The 19,809-nt window shown below is 42.2% G+C and carries 22 protein-coding genes; 7 read left to right on the top strand and 15 right to left on the bottom strand.

Going from position 1 to position 19,809, the window contains the following annotated elements; all coding sequences use genetic code 11:
* Positions 1–40 precede the first annotated feature (40 nt).
* The 3 genes from M3197_RS05765 to M3197_RS05755 all read left to right on the top strand — a co-directional run bounded on the left by M3197_RS05765 (position 41) and on the right by M3197_RS05755 (position 2,174).
* Positions 41–376, top strand: coding sequence for a hypothetical protein (locus M3197_RS05765; RefSeq protein ID WP_251659495.1), 336 nt, complete (start codon positions 41–43; stop codon positions 374–376).
* 92 nt (positions 377–468) lie between these two features.
* Complete coding sequence (ispG, locus tag M3197_RS05760; RefSeq protein WP_025784763.1) at positions 469–1,593, top strand: flavodoxin-dependent (E)-4-hydroxy-3-methylbut-2-enyl-diphosphate synthase; 1,125 nt, start codon at positions 469–471, stop codon at positions 1,591–1,593.
* On the top strand, positions 1,590–2,174 hold the full coding sequence (locus tag M3197_RS05755; RefSeq protein ID WP_251659493.1) for a 5' nucleotidase, NT5C type: 585 nt from the start codon (positions 1,590–1,592) through the stop codon (positions 2,172–2,174). The genes ispG and M3197_RS05755 overlap by 4 nt, the downstream gene beginning before the upstream one ends.
* 35 nt (positions 2,175–2,209) lie before the next feature.
* On the opposite strand, the gene M3197_RS05750 is transcribed toward M3197_RS05755, so the two are convergent.
* Genes M3197_RS05750 through M3197_RS05740 form a run of 3 tightly spaced genes read right to left on the bottom strand, consistent with a single transcriptional unit; the run spans position 2,210 to position 4,246 of the window.
* Positions 2,210–2,620, bottom strand: a complete 411-nt coding sequence (locus M3197_RS05750) for a Fur family transcriptional regulator (RefSeq protein WP_251659491.1) — start codon at positions 2,618–2,620, stop codon at positions 2,210–2,212.
* Entirely contained in the window at positions 2,617–3,480 is an 864-nt protein-coding gene (locus tag M3197_RS05745) for a metal ABC transporter permease (RefSeq protein WP_251659489.1), read from the bottom strand. Before M3197_RS05745 ends, M3197_RS05750 begins: the two co-directional genes overlap by 4 nt.
* Positions 3,473–4,246, bottom strand: a complete 774-nt coding sequence (locus M3197_RS05740; RefSeq protein WP_251659487.1) for a metal ABC transporter ATP-binding protein — start codon at positions 4,244–4,246, stop codon at positions 3,473–3,475. Before M3197_RS05740 ends, M3197_RS05745 begins: the two co-directional genes overlap by 8 nt.
* 99 nt (positions 4,247–4,345) lie before the next feature.
* Between M3197_RS05740 and M3197_RS05735 the strand changes: the two genes are divergently transcribed.
* Positions 4,346–4,594 (top strand): hypothetical protein, encoded by a 249-nt coding sequence (locus tag M3197_RS05735; RefSeq protein ID WP_251659485.1) that lies wholly within the window; start codon positions 4,346–4,348, stop codon positions 4,592–4,594.
* Positions 4,595–4,721: 127 nt separating this feature from the next.
* Here M3197_RS05735 and M3197_RS05730 read toward each other — a convergent pair whose 3' ends face one another.
* Complete coding sequence (locus M3197_RS05730) at positions 4,722–5,639, bottom strand: deoxyribonuclease IV (RefSeq protein WP_251659483.1); 918 nt, start codon at positions 5,637–5,639, stop codon at positions 4,722–4,724.
* On the bottom strand, positions 5,636–6,931 hold the full coding sequence (locus tag M3197_RS05725) for a DEAD/DEAH box helicase (protein WP_251659482.1): 1,296 nt from the start codon (positions 6,929–6,931) through the stop codon (positions 5,636–5,638). The genes M3197_RS05730 and M3197_RS05725 overlap by 4 nt, the downstream gene beginning before the upstream one ends.
* A 110-nt stretch (positions 6,932–7,041) precedes the next feature.
* Here M3197_RS05725 and M3197_RS05720 point away from each other — a divergent pair, with 110 nt between their 5' ends.
* Positions 7,042–7,521, top strand: a complete 480-nt coding sequence (locus M3197_RS05720) for a YqfQ family protein (RefSeq protein ID WP_251659480.1) — start codon at positions 7,042–7,044, stop codon at positions 7,519–7,521.
* A 66-nt stretch (positions 7,522–7,587) separates the two neighbouring features.
* Positions 7,588–8,559, top strand: coding sequence for a 4-hydroxy-3-methylbut-2-enyl diphosphate reductase (locus tag M3197_RS05715; protein ID WP_251659478.1), 972 nt, complete (start codon positions 7,588–7,590; stop codon positions 8,557–8,559).
* A 40-nt stretch (positions 8,560–8,599) separates the two neighbouring features.
* On the opposite strand, the gene M3197_RS05710 is transcribed toward M3197_RS05715, so the two are convergent.
* The 9 genes from M3197_RS05710 to ccpN form a co-directional block, all read right to left on the bottom strand.
* Entirely contained in the window at positions 8,600–9,409 is an 810-nt protein-coding gene (locus M3197_RS05710; RefSeq protein ID WP_251659476.1) for a Nif3-like dinuclear metal center hexameric protein, read from the bottom strand.
* The gene (locus M3197_RS05705) at positions 9,406–10,104 is read right to left on the bottom strand and encodes a tRNA (adenine(22)-N(1))-methyltransferase (RefSeq protein WP_251659468.1); all 699 of its coding nucleotides are present in this window, start codon (positions 10,102–10,104) and stop codon (positions 9,406–9,408) included. Before M3197_RS05705 ends, M3197_RS05710 begins: the two co-directional genes overlap by 4 nt.
* A 142-nt stretch (positions 10,105–10,246) precedes the next feature.
* Complete coding sequence (gene cccA, locus M3197_RS05700) at positions 10,247–10,621, bottom strand: cytochrome c550 (RefSeq protein ID WP_251659466.1); 375 nt, start codon at positions 10,619–10,621, stop codon at positions 10,247–10,249.
* Between the two features lie 145 nt (positions 10,622–10,766).
* Positions 10,767–11,909, bottom strand: a complete 1,143-nt coding sequence (locus tag M3197_RS05695) for an acyl-CoA dehydrogenase family protein (RefSeq protein WP_251659464.1) — start codon at positions 11,907–11,909, stop codon at positions 10,767–10,769.
* An 85-nt stretch (positions 11,910–11,994) separates the two neighbouring features.
* On the bottom strand, positions 11,995–12,552 hold the full coding sequence (locus M3197_RS05690; RefSeq protein WP_251659461.1) for a hypothetical protein: 558 nt from the start codon (positions 12,550–12,552) through the stop codon (positions 11,995–11,997).
* 61 nt (positions 12,553–12,613) lie between these two features.
* A complete protein-coding gene (rpoD, locus tag M3197_RS05685; RefSeq protein WP_025784778.1) occupies positions 12,614–13,732 on the bottom strand; it encodes an RNA polymerase sigma factor RpoD in 1,119 nt (372 codons plus the stop codon).
* Between the two features lie 33 nt (positions 13,733–13,765).
* The gene (gene dnaG, locus M3197_RS05680) at positions 13,766–15,577 is read right to left on the bottom strand and encodes a DNA primase (RefSeq protein ID WP_251659459.1); all 1,812 of its coding nucleotides are present in this window, start codon (positions 15,575–15,577) and stop codon (positions 13,766–13,768) included.
* A 165-nt stretch (positions 15,578–15,742) separates the two neighbouring features.
* Positions 15,743–16,585, bottom strand: a complete 843-nt coding sequence (locus tag M3197_RS05675) for a pyruvate, water dikinase regulatory protein (protein WP_251659457.1) — start codon at positions 16,583–16,585, stop codon at positions 15,743–15,745.
* A gap of 10 nt (positions 16,586–16,595) precedes the next feature.
* Entirely contained in the window at positions 16,596–17,225 is a 630-nt protein-coding gene (ccpN, locus tag M3197_RS05670) for a transcriptional regulator CcpN (protein ID WP_251659455.1), read from the bottom strand.
* Positions 17,226–17,549: 324 nt separating this feature from the next.
* Here ccpN and M3197_RS05665 point away from each other — a divergent pair, with 324 nt between their 5' ends.
* Complete coding sequence (locus tag M3197_RS05665) at positions 17,550–18,929, top strand: glycine--tRNA ligase (RefSeq protein ID WP_251659453.1); 1,380 nt, start codon at positions 17,550–17,552, stop codon at positions 18,927–18,929.
* A gap of 79 nt (positions 18,930–19,008) precedes the next feature.
* On the opposite strand, the gene recO is transcribed toward M3197_RS05665, so the two are convergent.
* Positions 19,009–19,794, bottom strand: a complete 786-nt coding sequence (gene recO / locus M3197_RS05660) for a DNA repair protein RecO (protein ID WP_251659451.1) — start codon at positions 19,792–19,794, stop codon at positions 19,009–19,011.
* Positions 19,795–19,809 lie beyond the last annotated feature (15 nt).

Below are 19,809 nucleotides of genomic sequence, written 5' to 3'. Positions count from 1 at the left end.
CTTCCTTCCTGCATAACGTGTGCGAAGGGAGGCTTTTCTTATGAGACTACTTATTACCGCGCTAGCTGTATTTGCGCTTATCCATATGCTAAAAAGTGATTTGACAGAAGGTACGATTCAACTTGCAGCTTTCGCATCAGATGAACCCACCTGTCAGGAAGTGGACAAGCCTGTATCTATTGTCGTCACAACGGTTCAAGGTGATACAATTGAAACACTATTTGCACTTTATCCAGATCCGAGTTTAACGTTCATTGATCGATTGAATGTTTTTTATCAATTGAACCCTCATTTGCAGCTTCAGGACATTGTAGGTGGAGAGCAGATTGAAATTCCACTTAGTAGTGAAACCGTCACATTTTGCTCAAAACAATAGCGTGCGGAGGGCAGTTCCTTGTCTTTTTAGCACAATGATTGATAAAATGTACTATAGTAAACAGTAGTAATTCGAAGTAAGGAGAGAAAATAATGACTGAAATGATACATCGATCCAACACTCGTCCTGTTAAAGTTGGGAATCTTACAATTGGAGGAAGCAACGAACTATTCATCCAAAGTATGACGACGACTAAAACACATGACGTGGAAGCAACTGTTGCAGAAATCAAACGTTTGGAAGAAGCGGGTGTTCAGATTGTCCGCGTTGCTTGTCCAGATGAGCGCGCAGCCTATTCAATCGGCGCGATTAAAGCACAGATTAACATTCCGCTCGTTGTCGATATTCACTTTAACTATAAACTGGCACTGATTGCGATTGAACAAGGTGCTGATAAGATACGTATTAACCCGGGTAACATCGGGAAGCAGGCAAAAGTGGAAGCTGTTGTTAATGCAGCTAAAGCAAAAGGAATTCCTATTCGAATCGGCGTAAATGCTGGATCGCTTGAGAAGAAAATCCTTGAGAAATATGGCTATCCTACAGCTGACGGTATGGTTGAAAGTGCCCTGCACCACATTAAAATCCTTGAAGACCTCGATTTCCATGACATCATCGTTTCGTTGAAAGCGTCTGATGTAAACTTGGCAATTGAAGCCTACAAGAAAGCTGCAGCTGCATTCGACTACCCTCTTCACCTCGGTATTACTGAATCTGGGACACTCTTTACTGGTTCCATTAAGAGTTCTGCAGGTCTAGGAGCGTTACTATCTGCAGGTATCGGTAACACGATGCGTGTATCATTGAGTGCTGATCCTGTGCAAGAAGTAAAAGTGGCGCGTGAGTTATTGAAAGTATTCGGACTATCATCGAACGCAGCAACTCTCATTTCATGCCCGACTTGCGGACGCATTGAAATTGACTTAATATCGATTGCAAATGAAGTAGAAGAATATATCTCACATATTAAAGCACCTCTTAAAGTAGCTGTTCTTGGCTGTGCAGTTAACGGTCCTGGAGAAGCACGAGAAGCGGATATTGGAATCGCAGGTGCCCGCGGCGAAGGTCTTCTGTTCATGCACGGAAAAACAGTGCGGAAAGTTCCTGAAGAAACAATGGTCGAGGAATTGAAGATGGAAATTGATAAGCTTGCGGAAGAGTACTTTGAGAAAAAGAGACAAGAAGAACTGCTTGAAGAAAGCGGAGCCTCTAAGTGAAAAACTATCGATTCGGTATCGATATTGACGGAACTGTAACAACTCCATCCTCTCTACTTCCGCATATCAATAAAAAGTTTGGATGCGAGCTCGTTTTAGATGATATTAAGGAGTATGATCTGACAACTGCTTTCGATGTCGATCCTACAGAGTTTTACAAGTGGTACAAAGAGGCTGAACCAGAGATTTGTCTCACCTCCTCTACACAAGAACAAGCGAAACAATTTTTAACAGACTGGCAGAAACAGCAAGCAGAGTTGTATTACATCTCTGCACGTGGTTCTGAAGTGTTCGATGTCACAATGAAATGGTTCGAGCTTGAGCAGCTCCCTTATGACCACATCGAGCTAATCGGAAGTCATCGTAAAATAGAGACTGCTCGCAAATTTGGAACGGACGTATTTTTCGAAGACAAACACGATAATGCTGTCGACCTCCATGAGGAGCTTGATATTCCTGTCATCCTTTTTGACACACCATATAATCGGGATCCAATCCCGAATGGTGTCATTCGAGTCAATAACTGGAACGAAGCTAATGATTGGATTCAGCATAATTTTTTTACAACTTCAGTGAAATAAAAAAAAGAAAGGCTCAGTTTCTGAGCCTTTCTTTTTTATTGGCATTGAGGGCATTTTCCGTATATTTCAAACTTGTGCCCTTGTATTTCCACACCAGGTAAGTTAACTGCAATGTGATCCATAGGGCAGGTGGGTATGTGCTTCGTTTTTCCACATATCGTACATATAAAATGATGATGATGTACCCCTGGATCACAATGCATCCGATACTGGCGCTCCCCATTCAAATCAGTTTCTTCCAGAATACCGAGCTCTGCGAACGTGGTTAAGTTTCTGTAAATTGTATCAAAGCTCACACCGGGATTGTCTTTCTTCAGAAATTCACCAACATCCATCGCAGCAGTATATCCATCTCGCTCTGCAAGAAACTCTAAAATCGCTTCTCTATTTTTTGTTCGTTTGAAAGAATGTTCCTTCAATGTCTCCCATGCTTTTTCTACATTCACAGTACTTCCCCCTTCCTTCTCACAGTACTTTGTCCAGTGAAACGTTTCCCCATTAATACAAGTAGTAATATGACGATTGCCGTCACTACAATCGTACCTCCGGGCGCAATATCCAGATGATATGCAGCGAATAGCCCGGTAACAACGGAAATTTCACCAAAAAGAATTGACAGTAACATAGCGGATTTAAAGCTTTTTGCGACCTGAATTGCAGCGGCAACCGGTAAAGTCATAAGAGACGACACAAGAAGAATTCCAACAATTCGCATGGAAGCCCCTATTACTAACGCCGTGAGCACCATGAAAAACATTTGGATTCCGCGTCCTTTAATACCCGACGCCTGAGAATAATCCGCATCGAAGGATAACGTGAACAATTCTTTATAGAACAAATATATGAATGCAAACACACCGACTGCAAGGATTGAGACAACTAGTAAGTCTTGCCGGCTTACAGCAGAGACCGAACCGAACAAATAGCCTACAAGGTCCGAACCAAAGCCTTTAGCTAACGAAATGAATATAGCCCCGAATCCAATACCTGCTGAAAGTATGATCGGAATCGCAAGTTCTTCAAAATTTCGATAAATCCTTCGTAATCGCTCGATTAAGAGCGAGCCACCCACCGCAGCCGCCATTCCTAAATAAATCGGATTGAGTCCTGCGAAGAACAACACTTGCTGACTTAAATACAAGCTTCCTGCAATCCCTGCAAGCGAGACGTGGCTAAGGGCATCAGCGATTAGAGCAAGACGCCTAACAACGATGAAGAGCCCTAGCATGGGTGCAATCACTCCGATAATTAATCCCGAGAAAAACGCATTCTGTAGGAATTCATAAGTAAATAATGCTTCAATCATTGGAAGTGTCTCCTTCCTTCTGATGAACGAGACGGACAGAGTGACCGTACCATCGCGATAGATCATTATCATTCAGCTTCGCAAAGTCTCTTCTTCCACCATGAAAGTGCATAGTCCGATTCAAACAGGCAACGTGTGACGCAAGATCTGTCACAAGGTCAATTTCATGGGAAACCAAAATAATGGCTATGCCATTGTCACGATTCAATTTTTCAAGCATAGAATAGAAAGAAGCCGAGTTTTGCTGATCCACTCCGACAGTCGGTTCGTCCATGATAAGCAGCTCCGGTTTTGCCGCAAGTGCTCGTGCTATGAAGACACGCTGTTGTTGGCCTCCAGAGAGCTCACCTATATTACGATCCGCAAATTCTTTCATATCTACTTCCAAAAGCGCATTCAAAGCAGCTTCTGTATCTGCTTTTGAAAATCGCTTGAACAATCCCGTTTTTTTTGTCAAACCACTTCTCACAACTTCCAGAACAGTAGCTGGAAATCCGCTATTGAATGAATTAGATTTTTGGGAAACGTAGCCAACTCGTTCTTTGTGGCTGACTGAAGAAATTGGCTCCCCTAATAGTTCGACTGAACCTTTATTAGGCTTTAACAATCCTAATAAAATTTTTATGAGAGTCGACTTCCCAGATCCGTTCGGACCAATAAGTGCCCAAAATTCACCTGGTTTCACAGTTAAGGTGATATCTTTCAACACCGATGAATTTCCATAGTTAAAAGTTACATCTGTTAATTTCACTAGACTTTCTTGCATACAACCATCCTTCGATTAATAGTAATGATTACGATTCACATCAATGAGTATAAACGAAATGGCGCGGGCTTACAAATTTAAAGAAAGCTAGGTGACAATTTGGATTACACACGTTTGCTACTGGAGATGAAAAAAAGAAGCGATGAAGAGATGTTGAAGATGTCCAAGTCGTATGGATTAGACTTTACTCTAGAGGAAATCAGAATGCTAAGACCTTTGTTAGATGAGATCTCTATGCATTGGATTTTGACAGGGGTTCCTGAGAGTTTTATTTCAAAGGTGGAACGGGTTTTAGGACAGAAACGCACGAATCAGTTGTTAGAGGATTATTTGAATATGCGAAAGTAAGAAGAGACTGTCGAGCAAATCAGTAGTGACCGATTTGCTCGACAGTCTATTTCATTTCGTACAAGTATTGTAAACTGTAATGTTTTTCTGCATATCCATACCTATTAACCCATAAAAACGATGACTATTATGCGTTAGTCGCCTCGTTCAAAAGTGCATCACGGTATTTAGTGGTAAATTCTCCACTTTTCAGCATGATGATTTCTTCCTTGTATGGTGCTGTTTTGTTTTTCTTGTCCGTTCCAATGAATGGAGTTTCCAGTATTTTTGGAACGTTTGTGAATGATGGATGATGAACGACATAGTGCAGTGGTTCAAAACCGATGTGACCAAAACCAATGTTTTCGTGCCGGTCTTTCCCTGCGCCACGGACGTTCTTGCTATCATTGACGTGGACAACTGAAATTCGGTCTCTACCAATGAAGTGATCAAATTCATCCAGCACACCTTCAAAATCGTTTACGATATCATAACCAGCATCATGAACGTGGCAAGTATCAAAACAAACCGAAAGTCTATCGCTGTTTTTAACACCATCAAAAATCTTCGCAAGCTCTTCAAAGCTTCTTCCGCATTCAGTGCCTTTACCTGCCATTGTTTCCAATGCGATGCGGACATCCGCGTCTTCAGCTAATACTTCGTTCAACCCTTCAATAATCTTTGCAATTCCCTTGTCAACGCCCTCGCCCACGTGCGCACCAGGATGCAATACAATCTGATTGGCACCAAGTGCTGCTGTACGTCTAATTTCTTCCTGCAAGAAATCGACACCTAGTTTGAAAGTTTCCGGTTTCACGGTATTTGCAATGTTAATGATATAAGGCGCATGGACGACCATAGAGGATAGCCCGTGCTCCTTCATATGAGCTTGCCCTGCTGCGATGTTCAACTCTTCGATTGGTTTACGTCGCGTGTTTTGAGGAGCTCCTGTATAGATCATGAAAGTCGAAGCACCAAAATCGAGAGCATCCTTACTTGAACCAAGTAACATATCCTTCCCACTCATCGATACATGGGATCCAATTAATAGAGGTTGTTCACTCATTTTTTCTTATTCAGTCTCCTTTCACGCTTTTTAAAGCGATCCACTTCCGCTGCCCGTTTCTTTTTATAACCCGGTTTCACCTTTGTTGGTTTCCGGATTAAAGAAGCAGCCTTTTTATCGATTTCGTCTTGTTCTTTTGGACGATTTTTCCTGGAATGCCGCTCTTTCAGCTGTTTCCATTCTCCATTTTTCACATCTTCATGTACGAATGGAATACCCATTTTCTCGATTTTAACGATCGCATCATCCTGAGAAGGATCAAATAATGTGATTGCGACTCCTTCCAATCCAGCACGCGCTGTACGTCCTACGCGGTGAATGTAGAACTCCAGGTCTTCAGGTAGCTCATAGTTAATGACGTGACTCACGCCTGGGATATCAATTCCCCGTGCTGCTAGATCTGTCGCTACAATGAATTGGTATTCGAGGTCACGAATTTGTTTCATCATACGAGTCCGTTCACGCGCATTCAAATCGCCATGAATTTTACCTGTTTTCACGCCCTGCGCTGCAAGATAGCCCGCAAGTTCATCTGCATTTTGTTTCGTATTGGTAAAAATAATCGCCAAATAGGGATTGATTGCCTGAATGACGTTCAATAGTTTCTTTTTTCGATCCATCCCTCTTACTGGAACAAGTGAATAGTGCATGCCCTCCGTTAACGGCTTCTTTGTCCCGAGCTGGATATGAACAGGTGAGTCCATATACTTAGCAAGGAACGGTTTCAGTTTTTCTGGAATGGTCGCAGAGAAAACATACATTTCCAAGTCACTTGGCATTTTCCCTGCAAATTGGTCGATGTCTTCAATGAAACCCATATCAAACGCAAGATCGGCTTCGTCTATTACAAGGATTCGGGATGTATGAATCGATAGCGCACCTGTGTCTGACATATCTCGGATACGTCCAGGTGTTCCAACAACTAAATGAGGATTCGATTTCAATTTGTCAGCTGAGCGTTTTTTATCCGTCCCGCCAATCAATAAACTAGTGCGGACCTCTGAGGAAGTCGTGAGCTTTTTCAACTCATCAAATAACTGGATAGCAAGCTCACGTGTTGGAGCTGTGATGACTGCTTGAAGCTCATCTGCATCTGTATGGATGCGTTGTAAAATTGGAATTAGGAAGCTGTGGGATTTCCCTGTTCCTGTATGCGCTTGTCCGATTGCGCTCTGACCTTTTAAAATGAGCGGAATCATTTCCTTTTGTATGGGGGTTGGACTTGTGAAGCCCAACTGTTCTATTGCTTCACGAAGAAACGGTTTAAATTGGTAATCAGTATATCTAGACATGTTCGTGTCCTCCTATCATTCGTTCATTGTAGCACGAAATTGTACCGCTGGTTGCTTTTTTCGCATAGGATACATTATCGACAAAGTACTCTTTGGGAAAGGAGATAATTATGAGATATCAATCTTTTTATCCATTCGCTAATCAGCAGCGGCAAGCTCCTGCTGGACAACAGATGTTTCGAGGAAACTTTCAGCAGGCCAACCCCTTTACGCAAGGGTCTGCGACACCATTTACACAAGGCCAAGCGAATCAGCAACCTTCCCCATTTGGAATGGATTCTGGGTTTGGTGGACAACAGCAAGCACAAGGTGGAGCCCCTCCAAGAGCAGGTCTTTCAAAACCTGAAATGTATATGGAAACCGCCAATCGCTTTATGACGACCGTACAACAGTACGCACCCATGGTACAGCAGTTTGCACCTATGCTTCAAAATATACCCGCCATGTGGAAATTGTACCGAGGATTTCAATCTCTTCCAGACGCAGGGGTAGCAGGAGCATCTGCAGCAGCATCTGTTGCACGTGGGGCAGCGCCAGTCGCATCAGGACCTCGACCTTCTGTACCTAAAGTGTTTCAGCCACCAATCTAAGACTTTGAACCTTTAAGCCAACTCCGCTATAATAGGGATAGATCCCTTTAGAGGAGTGAGCTTAAAATGGAAGTTATGAAGATTTCCCCGCGGGGTTATTGTTATGGGGTCGTCGATGCAATGGTGATTGCTAGAAATGCGGCACTCGACGAATCATTGCCGAGACCGATTTATATATTGGGCATGATTGTACACAACAAGCATGTGACGGATGCGTTCGAGGAAGATGGCATTATCACATTAGAAGGAAATAATCGTCTTGAAATTCTCAAACAAGTCGAGACAGGAACTGTCATATTCACAGCACACGGAGTCTCTCCTGAAGTACGTGAACTTGCACGTAAAAAAGGGCTAGTTTCAATCGATGCTACGTGTCCTGACGTAACTGTTACACATGACTTGATTCGCGAGAAGACGGCTGAAGGCTACGATATCATTTATATCGGTAAGGCACATCATCCGGAACCTGAAGGCGCTCTTGGTGTTGCTCCCGGCAGAGTACATTTAGTTGAAAATGCTGAGCATATCGAGCAGTTAACGCTTCAAAATGACAAATTACTTGTCACAAATCAGACAACTATGAGTCAGTGGGACGTAATCCATCTCATGGAAGACTTAAAAAAGAAATATCCTCACATCGAAGTCCATAAAGAAATTTGTATGGCGACACAAGTTAGACAAGAAGCGGTTGCCGAGCAAGCGGGCGAAGCAGATTTGCTGATTGTAGTTGGTGATCCTAAGAGCAATAACTCCAATCGTTTGACACAAGTTTCAGTTGAAATTGCTAATACCCCATCCTATCGAATTTCAGATGTCTCTGAAATTGAGTTGAGTTGGTTAGAAGGAGTCGAACGCGTGGCCGTCACAGCAGGTGCTTCTACTCCTACATTAATTGTTCGTGAAGTGATCGAATTCCTGACTAAGTTTGACCCTGCAGATCCTTCAACACACATCGCAGAGCGCAAGTTTGACTTGAATCGACTGTTACCGAAAATAAAGAATCCCACACCCGTTACACGAATTGAACCTTATGTTTAATTGAGTAAATCCCCCAACTCTTGAGAGCTGGGGGATTTTTTTAAACAAATGTAAATGGTTCTGTTTTTAGTTGGGATTGTAAGAACGCCACATTGTAGTTAAGTTCTTGGCATTTCATAGTCATATGTTCTGCAACACCTTGAATCATCACTTTTTCAACATTATGACCAGGATCTACAACACATAAGTCAATCGCTTCAGCATCTTGTGCGACATGGTAATACAGATCTCCTGTTACTAACACATCTGCTCCAGCACGTTTAGCGGCGTAAATGTATTTGTTTCCATCTCCACCTAAAACGCCTACTTTATGTATCAATCGGTCTTTATTTCCTACCATTCTAACTGCAGGGACATCTAGTTTCTCCTTCACGTGGATGGCAAATTGTTCAAGCGACATGCTTGAAGGAAGCTTGCCAACTCGACCTATGCCATATTCTTGGTCTGATTCATAAAAAGTCCGTTCAAGAATTTCCATCTGAGTGAGCCCTAGTTTGTCTGAAAGTAAATCATTCACCCCGCCAATCGCTATATCTAGGTTCGTATGGGCTGCATACACAGACAAGTCATGTTTGATACACTTCTCAATCATTCGTCCTTGTGGGGTATCTGTCCATATGTGTTTCGCTGGTCTAAATAAGGGCGGATGGTGTGCTATGATAAGCGTTGCCCCTCGCTCAATCGTTTCGTCGACAATCGTTTCATTCACATCCAATGTGACTAAGACGGTGTCAACTGGTCGATTCAATTGACCAATATGTAAACCGATGGGGTCCCCTTCCATTGCTAATTTTTTCGGTGCCCACTCTTCAAATACTTGAATGATTTGATGACCATTCACATCTTTCATGACTTTAACACCCTTTCAATCATATCTTTCGTCTCACTTAATTGCTGACGTTTCACTTTTGCCTCTTCAGATTGTGCAGACTGTGTTAACACATCGATCACACGTGATATCTCAGTTAACTCTCCTTGCCATTTCTCTAGAAAAACGGCTGAACGTTCCTGTAAAAGAATCGGTCCCATTAGTAATTCTTCAGGGGTGTAAGAGCGATTGCCTCTTTCCAGGACAAGTACTTCATAGATTTTATGATCCTCTTTAAGAATCGATTCATTCAAGATTTTCCATGAATTGCTGACCGCCCAAACACGAATTGCCATTGCATGGATATTCGGCTGTACAATAATTCGTTTAACCCCTGTTAACTTTTCAGCATCATTGTCTAAGATAGAGGCAATTAAAGCCCCACCCATCCCTGCGATTGTCACTGTTTCAACACCATCATCAGCAAAAATAGCTTGTAGCCCATTTGCGAGGCGTACAGTCACCTTATCTGTCAAGCCTTCCTTTGCAACATTTCGTTTTGCAGATTCAAATGGTCCTTTAACAACCTCTCCTGCAATGGCTCTGGATATTTGCCCTTTTTGAATTAGCCAGCAGGGTAAATAAGCGTGGTCACTTCCGATATCTGCAAGGACGGTTCCTTGTTCAGCAAATGATGCGACCAACCGCAATCGTTCTGATAAATTTTTCGCGTTCACTTTTTGTTCCACCTTTCAGCAGACGTACAAACCGTCGTCGACTTCTTCCGTTAATTTTATCTAAAATGAGACTTTTTTGCACGTATCAACAAAAGAGCAACCAGGTAGCGGAGTTCCGCCACACTGATTGCTCTCTAGATTATCATTTTAATGTTAGAATGTAATCGACCATTGCATCAATGTTCTCATCTGGGATGAGTCCAGGAGGCATACCGCCTTTACCATTCTTGATGATCTCGTGAAGCTCTTTAGGATCTTTGTCTTCACCGTGAAGGCTCGGGCCAACAGCGCCTTCTAGATCTCCACCATGACATCCGATACATTTTTGCTGAGCAACAGCTTCAGCATCGAATTCAGCAGATGCGCCTTCATCATCTTCCTTGCCTTCTTCCGTTGCTTCGCCATCTGCATCGGCAATCTCTTTTTGTTGATCAATACCATACATGGACATGAAGAAAATGAGTCCGATACCTAATGCGAAAATCAAAATATAAGGAACAACAGGATTTTTACTCAACGAACTTAACCTCCTTCACCAGAAACGATTCTGTAGTATATAGTGCACAACTCTTATTGTACTGTATTCCGGATGAAATCGAAAGACTTATCAACAGACTTTTCTCTTTTGTGACATTTTGGACATACTTTGTGAACTTTTTTCGTTAACATCCAATTTGGCGGGCAATCACCATATGTTGGACTTCAGAAGTTCCTTCTCCAATTTCCAATAACTTTGCGTCACGCAGATATCTTTCAACTTCGTATTCTCTCATATACCCATAACCACCATGGATTTGAATGGCTTCATCCGCAACTTCCATTGCAATTTCAGATGCATACAATTTACACATCGCTGCTTCTTTTGTAAACGGCTTTCCTTCGTCTTTCAACCATGCTGCCTTATAGACCATATTTCTTGCAAGCTCAATTTTCATCGCCATATCTGCAAGCTTAAATTGCGTCACCTGGAACTCGGAAAGCGACTTTCCAAACTGTTTCCGCTCCTTTGCATATTGCATGGCACGATCATAGGCTGCTTGAGCAATACCAACTGCCATTGCTCCAATTCCAATTCGCCCACCATCTAGTGTAACTAAAAACTGACGGAATCCGTTCCCTTTTTTACCTAGTAGGTTTTCCTCAGGTACTTGTACATTCTCCATAACGAGTTCGGTCGTATTGGATGCATGCAACCCCATCTTTTCATAGTTATCAATTACTTTGAATCCTTTTGCATCTGTAGGAACGATAATCGCGCTAATTTCTTTTCCGCCTTTTTCGGTTTGTCCTGTTATGGCGGTCAAAGCAAGATTTTTAGCATAACTTGCGTTGGTGATATATACTTTAGAGCCATTAATGGTATAAGTTCCATCTTCAAGTTTTGCTGTTGTTTGCGTGCCTCCTGCGTCTGATCCTGCATTAGGTTCGGTAAGTCCAAACGCACCAAATGAGGTTCCTTCACATATAGGACGCAAATATTTTTGTTTTTGTTCTTCTGTTCCAAACAAGCTAAGTGGCGCTCCCCCAAGCGAAATGTGCGCAGAATAAGTAATTCCAGTAGACGCACAAGCCCGACTTAATTCTTCAGTGACGATAGCGAAACTGATGGTATCTGCTCCGGCTCCGCCATACTCTTCTGAAAATGGAAGTCCCATCATTCCCATTTCAGATAGTTGTTTAAATATTTCTACAGGAAATTCATTCGTCCGGTCCCTTTCAATTGCACCTGGTGCGACAACTTCGTTTGCAAACTCTCGAATTGTACGCTGTATCATTTGTTGTTCTGTAGATAAATTGAAATCCATTATGACATCCCCTTTTTTGTGAACGCTTACAAGTTTCATTATACAGAATTAGTCGATAGTTTAACAGAAAAAAAAGGATTTTCGCTCAATAAGAAATGAGCAAAAATCCAATAATCATCAGTAACCCTACAGAGCCTGAAATCGTAAAATACAGTAGCTTCAGCAAGCGTCCAGCAAATAGCCATAAAATGCTATTCAACATTAGAATGCCTACTAACAACATTGTCTCACCTTCAAAGAAAGCAAACCATACTTTCAGTGATAATGCGAGTAACATAAAAGCCGCAATAATATATGTAAAAGGAATGAGGGCCGAACGTAATGGTTTGCTAATTAGTAATCTTACAATTAATCCAAGAACAAAAATGGATGCAGTTGCAATCATAATGATAGGATACTTAACAATAGTAAACATCAAAGCGGAAAGACCTGCTGCCAAAATTACCAATAGGATCATTTTTTTCGTGACTGTATAACGCTCTTTTTCCAAAATCGCTTTTTCTACTTGTACATTCGTAGCTGCCTCTGCATCCCCTTGAGCGTATAATGTAATTAAAAAATCACAATACTGCTCTGGCAACAGACGATTCTTCTTCCAATAATGTATTTCTGAAATAATTATTCGTTTACGCTGCGCATTCATAAACGTTCTCTCCTTCTACTGAAAAAAGACACCGGCAAGGAATTTGCACGGTGCCAGTTTCTTATTCTAAAAAGTCTTTCAGACGCTTACTACGAGAAGGATGTCGTAATTTCCGAAGAGCTTTCGCCTCGATTTGACGAATCCGCTCACGAGTGACTCCGAATACTTTGCCCACTTCTTCCAGAGTTCTAGTACGGCCATCGTCTAATCCGAAACGCAACCGAAGGACATTCTCTTCGCGATCTGTCAGCGTATCCAAAACATCTTCGAGCTGTTCTTTTAACAATTCATAGGCTGCATGATCTGAAGGAGACTGTGCTTCCGAGTCTTCAATGAAATCTCCCAAATGTGAATCGTCCTCTTCACCAATTGGTGTTTCAAGTGATACCGGTTCTTGTGCAATCTTTAGGATTTCTCGAACTTTTTCAGGAGTTAGTTCCATCTCTTCACCAATTTCCTCAGGTGAGGGTTCTCTTCCTAAATCCTGCAACAATTGACGCTGAACACGAATGAGCTTGTTGATCGTCTCTACCATGTGGACAGGAATACGAATTGTTCTTGCTTGGTCTGCGATCGCACGTGTAATGGCCTGGCGAATCCACCATGTTGCATACGTACTAAACTTAAAGCCTTTTGTATGGTCAAACTTTTCAACGGCTTTAATAAGACCCATATTCCCTTCTTGAATCAAATCCAAAAAGAGCATACCTCTTCCAACATAGCGTTTTGCGATGCTTACTACAAGACGCAAATTGGCTTCTGCCAATCGTTTCTTAGCTTCCTCTTCGCCTGCGATAATACGTTTAGCAAGAGCTACTTCTTCTTTACCGGTAAGTAAATCCACACGGCCAATTTCTTTTAAATACATGCGGACGGGATCATTAATTTTTACACCCGGCGGAACGCTCAGGTCATTCAGGTCGAATCGTTCTTCATCTGCAGCAGGTTTGCCTGGCGCTTCTTCAGAACTTTCTTCTTTGCCTTCCATCTCAATACCAGCTGCCTCGATTTGATCGAGGAACTCTTCAAACTGGTCGGGCTCCATTTCAAACGTAGCCAATTTTTCAGTGACTTCTTCAATTGTCAACTCGCCACTCTTTTTACCGGTTTCCAGCAAAGCAGCTTTGACTTCCTCCAACGTTGTCTCTGTTTCTCCAGTTAGTTCCTCTTTTTTAGCCATAATAACCTGTTCCTCCTTAGTACGCCGGTCGGCTTACATTGCCGATAATGATTTCCGGAGCTGTATGATCTCTCTCGCTAGCTGAAGGGCTGCGGGGAGATCGTTCATTTTTTCTGCATCTTTTGCTTCGTGCATTTTTTGTGAAATGAGTTGCTGAATTCTGTGTTTCTTTAAATGTAAGACACAATCTTCCACTTCCTGCTCTGCGCGTTCTGGGTCCCTTTCCATCACTGCTGCCTCCAACACGATTTTCCGAAGTTCGCGGTCTTCGATTGTTTCTGCAAAGCGATGAAAATCAGGTGATCCATATTGCTCATAGAAGCCTGCTAAATGGATATATATGGTAGCATAGTCATCATGAACAAACAGATCCTCGTGGTGATTCTGAATCGTGTCAAATAAGGTTCCATCGTTCAACAGATGACTTAACAGTAGCCTCTCAGCGCGTCCTGTCGCGGAGAGGTTTTGCTTTCTTTGTTGAATGATTGGGATGACGGGCTCGGTGATGATGTCAGATTGTGACTTCTTGACAGCTTTACCTGCAGCTTTTGCATACTGCTGCTCGAGTGCATCAACCGATACATTTGTATCCATCGAAAGCTGCCTCAACATCATATCTTTTTCTACCGGTGCTAAGACTCCCGCAAGTTCTTCCATCACTTCATGGATATATTGCAGTACATCATTTTCATGTGATAGATTTTTTGACCTTTTTGCATACGCCATCATGAAAGACATATACGTATGAGGACGACCTAGAATTTTTTCTTGAAATGCTTCAATTCCATTTTCAGAAATATAGTCATCGGGATCCATTTTATTAGGAAGTACTGCAATTTTAAGAGAGAACCCTTTCTGCATGACGAGTTCTGCAAAACGTTTAGAAGCTTCCCATCCCGCGTTATCCCCATCACAACAAATAATAAGATCGTTAGTAATCCGTTTCAACTTAATCAGTTGAGTATCTGATAACGCTGTCCCCATGACTGCTACAGTATTTTCAATACCATTACGATCTGCAGACAACGTATCCATAAATCCTTCAAATACTATTACATTACCCTTTTTCCGAGCATTAAGACGTGCACGGTGAAAATTGTACAACAATCGACCTTTTTCGAATATAGGAGTCTCCGGACTATTTAAGTACTTCGCATCTTTTTCGGTCTTCTCGAGCACTCTGCCAGAGAACCCGACTATTGTACCATGATCGTCATAAAGTGGAAACATTACTCTTCCACGGAACCGATCAAAAAATCCAGTTCCATTGTCACGCTGGATGACAAGCCCTGCTCGTTCCATCTCATTCATATCAAAACCTTGACGCTGCAAAAGGGAAGATAGCGCCTCCCAGTCATCAAGTGCCCATCCTATACTATACTTTTCGATGTTTTCCCTTGTAAATCCTCTTTGTTCAAGATATTGATATGCTTTTTCGCCTTCCACCGTATTTAACAGGAGGTGATTATAGAAGTTTGCCGCGAATTCATGGGCTTCATACATCTGTTTATGCGCTACATCTTTTTCAGACGCACTTCCCATCTCTATAGATGCATCAATCGGTATATCAAGTCGCTCAGCGAGTTGTACAACCGCTTCTGTAAATGGACGATTATCAATGTCCATTACAAAAGTAATGGCGTTCCCACTTGCTCCGCAACCAAAACAGTGAAAGAGCTGTTTGTCTTCAGATACCGAAAAAGATGGGGTACTTTCTCCATGGAATGGACACAGCCCAAACCAATTCTTTCCTCTCTTCGTAAGACGGACATGCTCACCTATTAGATCCACAATATCCGTCTTTGAACGAATCTCCTCTATCGTCTGTTCAGGAATTTTTGACATGCCATCACCATCTTCACTGTCTTTAAATTCGATGTATCCATTGAAAATCCTTCTTATTCGACAAATTTTTTATTTTTCTCCGAAACTGCTATTTTACAGGAAAGTATCTGTGAATACTAGTTCTAGTTGTAAATGAAGTATTGAACGAAAAAAGAGGGACCCGCCTTATCGATGGAGGTCCTTCCTAATTTGTTCAAATTTACGGCTATTCATATGAGATAAAATGACATTCGCTGTCTCTTCCACTGCCCGATTTGACACATCAATCACCGTACATCCGATTTTACTGACAACTTTATTGAAATGAGTAATTTCTTGTTCGATTCTATCTATTTTAGCATAATTCGCATCATCTTTTAGCCCTAAAGCAATTAACCGTTCCTTACGAATCGAATTGAGAATCTCAGGAGAAATGACAAGCCCAAAACACTTATCAGGATCGATTTCATAAAGTTCGGCAGGGGGCTCCACCTCTGGAACGAGCGGAACATTGGCGACTTTAAAGCGCTGATGGGCTAAATATTGAGAAAGAGGAGTCTTTGAAGTCCTGGATATTCCGACTAGAACAATGTCTGCATTCAATACGCCACGAGGGTCACGTCCATCATCATATTTTACAGCAAATTCGATAGCCTCAATCTTTCGAAAGTAGTCTTCATCCAACTGACGGACAAGTCCTGGTTCTTCAGTTGGCTTTTCATCTAATACATGTTCAAGTGACTTCATAATGGGACCTAATAAATCTATACATTGTACATGGTGCTCCCGACAAAACTGTGTCAGCGCTTCTCTCATATCACTACGAACTAATGTATAGACGATGACTGCTTCCTGTTGTTCAGCAAGCCAGGAAATTTCTTCAAGCTGACTTTTTTCTTCAATATGGGAAAATCGCTTCATAGAAACCGTATCCAAATCTTGACGGAATTGACTCGCTGCTGCTTTCGCCACAAGTTCCGCGGTTTCACCAACTGAATCTGAAACGATAAAAAACTTGAGTTTTTTCATAGGACTCACCTCATAGCTCATGATCTTGTGCAAGTGTTAAAAACGCTGCAGTTATATTTGTTTTTGTAATTCTTCCAACCACTTCTAGACCTTCTTTTGCTGTCCCTATTACAGGTAATGAATCTATTTGTTTATCGATCATTTTTCGTGCAGCAGATAAAAGTGTGTCTTTCTTGTGACAGTAAATAACATTCGGCATTCGGGTCATAATGACGTGTACGGGTATTTTTTCGAGCTCCGTATTCCCAATACTTGTCCTCAATAAGTCTTTTCGTGAAAGGACCCCTGTTAAACAGGCTTCTTCATCTACAACAAACAAGGTACCTACATCTTGTAAAAACATCTGGCAAATTGCATCATAAACTGAACTGTGTTCTGGTACAACAGCTGGAGTGGATTGAAAGTCCCCGACTTTCATTCCAATCATTTCATCTCCCACGGAATGCACTTGCTTTTTACCTGAGTAGAAATAACCGACACGAGGGCGTGCATCTAAATAGCCTGCCATAGTAAGGATAGCTAAATCAGGTCGTATGGTAGCTCTTGTTAAGTTTAACCGCTCGGCAATATGTTCTCCGGTAATCGGTCCGTCCGCCTTGACGATCTCGAGGATCTCCGTCTGGCGCTTATTGAGTTCCATCTATGTCACCGTCCTAAGCGTTCAATTAAACAAATCTTACTTCAGTATATAACAAATCCAGTTCTATTGCGAAGAATCACGAACCGTGCTAAACTAAACACAACATTTGAATAGGCGAAGAAAGGTTAATAAGTACTGTCAGCAATAAGCGATCGGGGATAGTGAGAGCCCGTACTTGACATGAAAAGGCAGCCTGGAGCCATAGTAAGCTTAAAGAGGACTGTTCAGTTACGCAGTCAATCGAGGTGGAACCGCGGGGCATTACGCACCCGTCCTCGGACATTTGTCCGAGGATGGGTGCTTATTTTAATTGGAGGGATAATTATGTATACAATGGAACAAATTGTTAACGTTTCAAAACAGCGTGGATTCGTATTTCCTGGATCCGAAATTTATGGAGGACTAGCGAATACATGGGATTACGGACCACTTGGTATTGAACTGAAAAACAATATCAAGCGAGCATGGTGGAAAAAATTCGTTCAAGAATCTCCACATAACGTAGGACTTGATGCTGCAATCTTGATGAACCCAAAAGTTTGGGAAGCGTCTGGCCATATCGGGAACTTTAATGATCCTATGATTGACTGCAAAAAATGTAAAACACGTCATCGTGCAGACAAACTAATTGAAGATGCACTAGAAGCTAAAGGTATGGAAATTGTCGTTGACGGCATGCCATTTGAAAAAATGAAAGACTTAATCATCGAGCACAAAATCGTCTGCCCTTCTTGTTCTGCATTAGACTATACCGACATTCGCCAGTTCAACTTGATGTTCAAAACGACTCAAGGGGTTACTGATTCATCTGCAAACGAAATTTTCTTACGTCCTGAGACGGCTCAAGGGATTTTTGTAAATTTCAAGAACGTGCAGCGATCCATGCGTAAAAAACTCCCATTCGGGATCGCTCAAATCGGAAAAAGTTTCCGCAACGAAATCACTCCGGGTAACTTCACATTCCGTACACGTGAATTCGAACAGATGGAACTCGAATTCTTCTGTAAACCAGGTGAAGACGAAGAGTGGTATACCTTCTGGCGAGACACTTCTAAGAACTGGTTGCTCGACCTTGGCCTATCTGAAGAGAATATGCGTCTTCGAGAGCATAACGAAGACGAATTATCTCACTACTCAAAAGGGACAGTCGATATCGAGTTCAAATTCCCATTCGGATGGGGTGAACTATGGGGGATCGCTAACCGTACAGACTTCGACTTGAAGCGTCATATGGAGTATTCCAATGAAGACTTCCATTACCAAGATCCTGTTACAAACGAAAAGTTTGTACCGTACTGTATCGAACCATCAGTGGGTGCTGACCGTGTCACTCTTGCATTTTTATGCGATGCATTTGACGAAGAGGTACTTGAAGGCGATGACAAACGTACTGTCATGCGCTTCCACCCAGCTTTAGCGCCCGTTAAAGCCGCTGTGTTGCCGTTGTCTAAGAAGTTGGCTGAAGGTGCGGGAGATGTGTATGCAGAGCTTTGCAAGCACTTCCCTGTACAGTATGACGACTCACAGTCCATCGGTAAGCGGTATCGTCGACAAGACGAGATTGGAACTCCATTCTGTATTACGTATGATTTCGATTCTGAAGAAGATCGTCAAGTAACTGTGCGCCACCGCGACTCAATGGAACAAGTTCGCTTGCCGATTGAAGAGCTAAAAGCTTATATCGAAGAACGTATTGCATTTTAACTGAATGCAGCATCAGTCTCCCACTTCTATATGTGATGAGATGAAGTCACGAGTGATTGAAAAAACCGACAGAATCAGATTATTCATCTGACTTTGTCGGTTTTTCTTTTATTGGTAATAGACTAGGTGTCCGATCGAGCTGATCTAGAAAAGAACGTGATTTCAATCTCAGTCCGACTTGTTCATCATAAATTTGACGAACCAGCTTCTTCATGAATTGCTTGGTCGTTTTTTTTAGTGTAAGAGAACCTACTTGTGTAATCGGTACTGTTGCAAATGTACGGATGAGTTTCAGTTGAGCAGGAGTGATTCTTACGATATATGGATCCGTATGGAAGCAACGATGGCACAGAAATCCTATTTCCTGAAACGAAAATGCAAATTCCCCTTCCACCGAACCACATGATGCACAGCGATTTAACACCGGATGTATCCCTGCGACCGGAAGCATCTTCCACTCAACGAAAAGCGCAATGGCTTCAGGATCATATCCTTCGTTAATGGCATGCAATGCTTCGTATAAAAGATTAAAGACGCCTGCCGATCGCTCACCATCATCCGTAAGTCTGTCTATCAACTCTACAATATAACTTGCATACGAAGTGGCTTCCAAATCTTCACGTATATGCCGCATGGAATCTATAGGCTCCCCTTGTTCAAGAGAACCCATCCCTTTTCCTGTTCGCAGTAAAAAGGATCCATAGACAAATACTTGAGAAATGGAAGACAAACGACTGGCTGGCTTTTTGGCTCCCCTGGCCATCGCTGTCATCTTGCCTGCTTCCTTCGTTAAGATTGTTACAATCTTATTCGTCTCACCGTAAGGCATCGTACGTAATACGATGCCTTCCCATTTGTTCATCATGACGTTCGCCTCCAC

The sequence above is a fragment of the Sporosarcina aquimarina genome, assembly GCF_023715615.1.
In the GTDB taxonomy this organism is placed as follows: domain Bacteria; phylum Bacillota; class Bacilli; order Bacillales_A; family Planococcaceae; genus Sporosarcina; species Sporosarcina aquimarina_A.
This window is presented reverse-complemented; position numbering and strand designations above follow the sequence as displayed.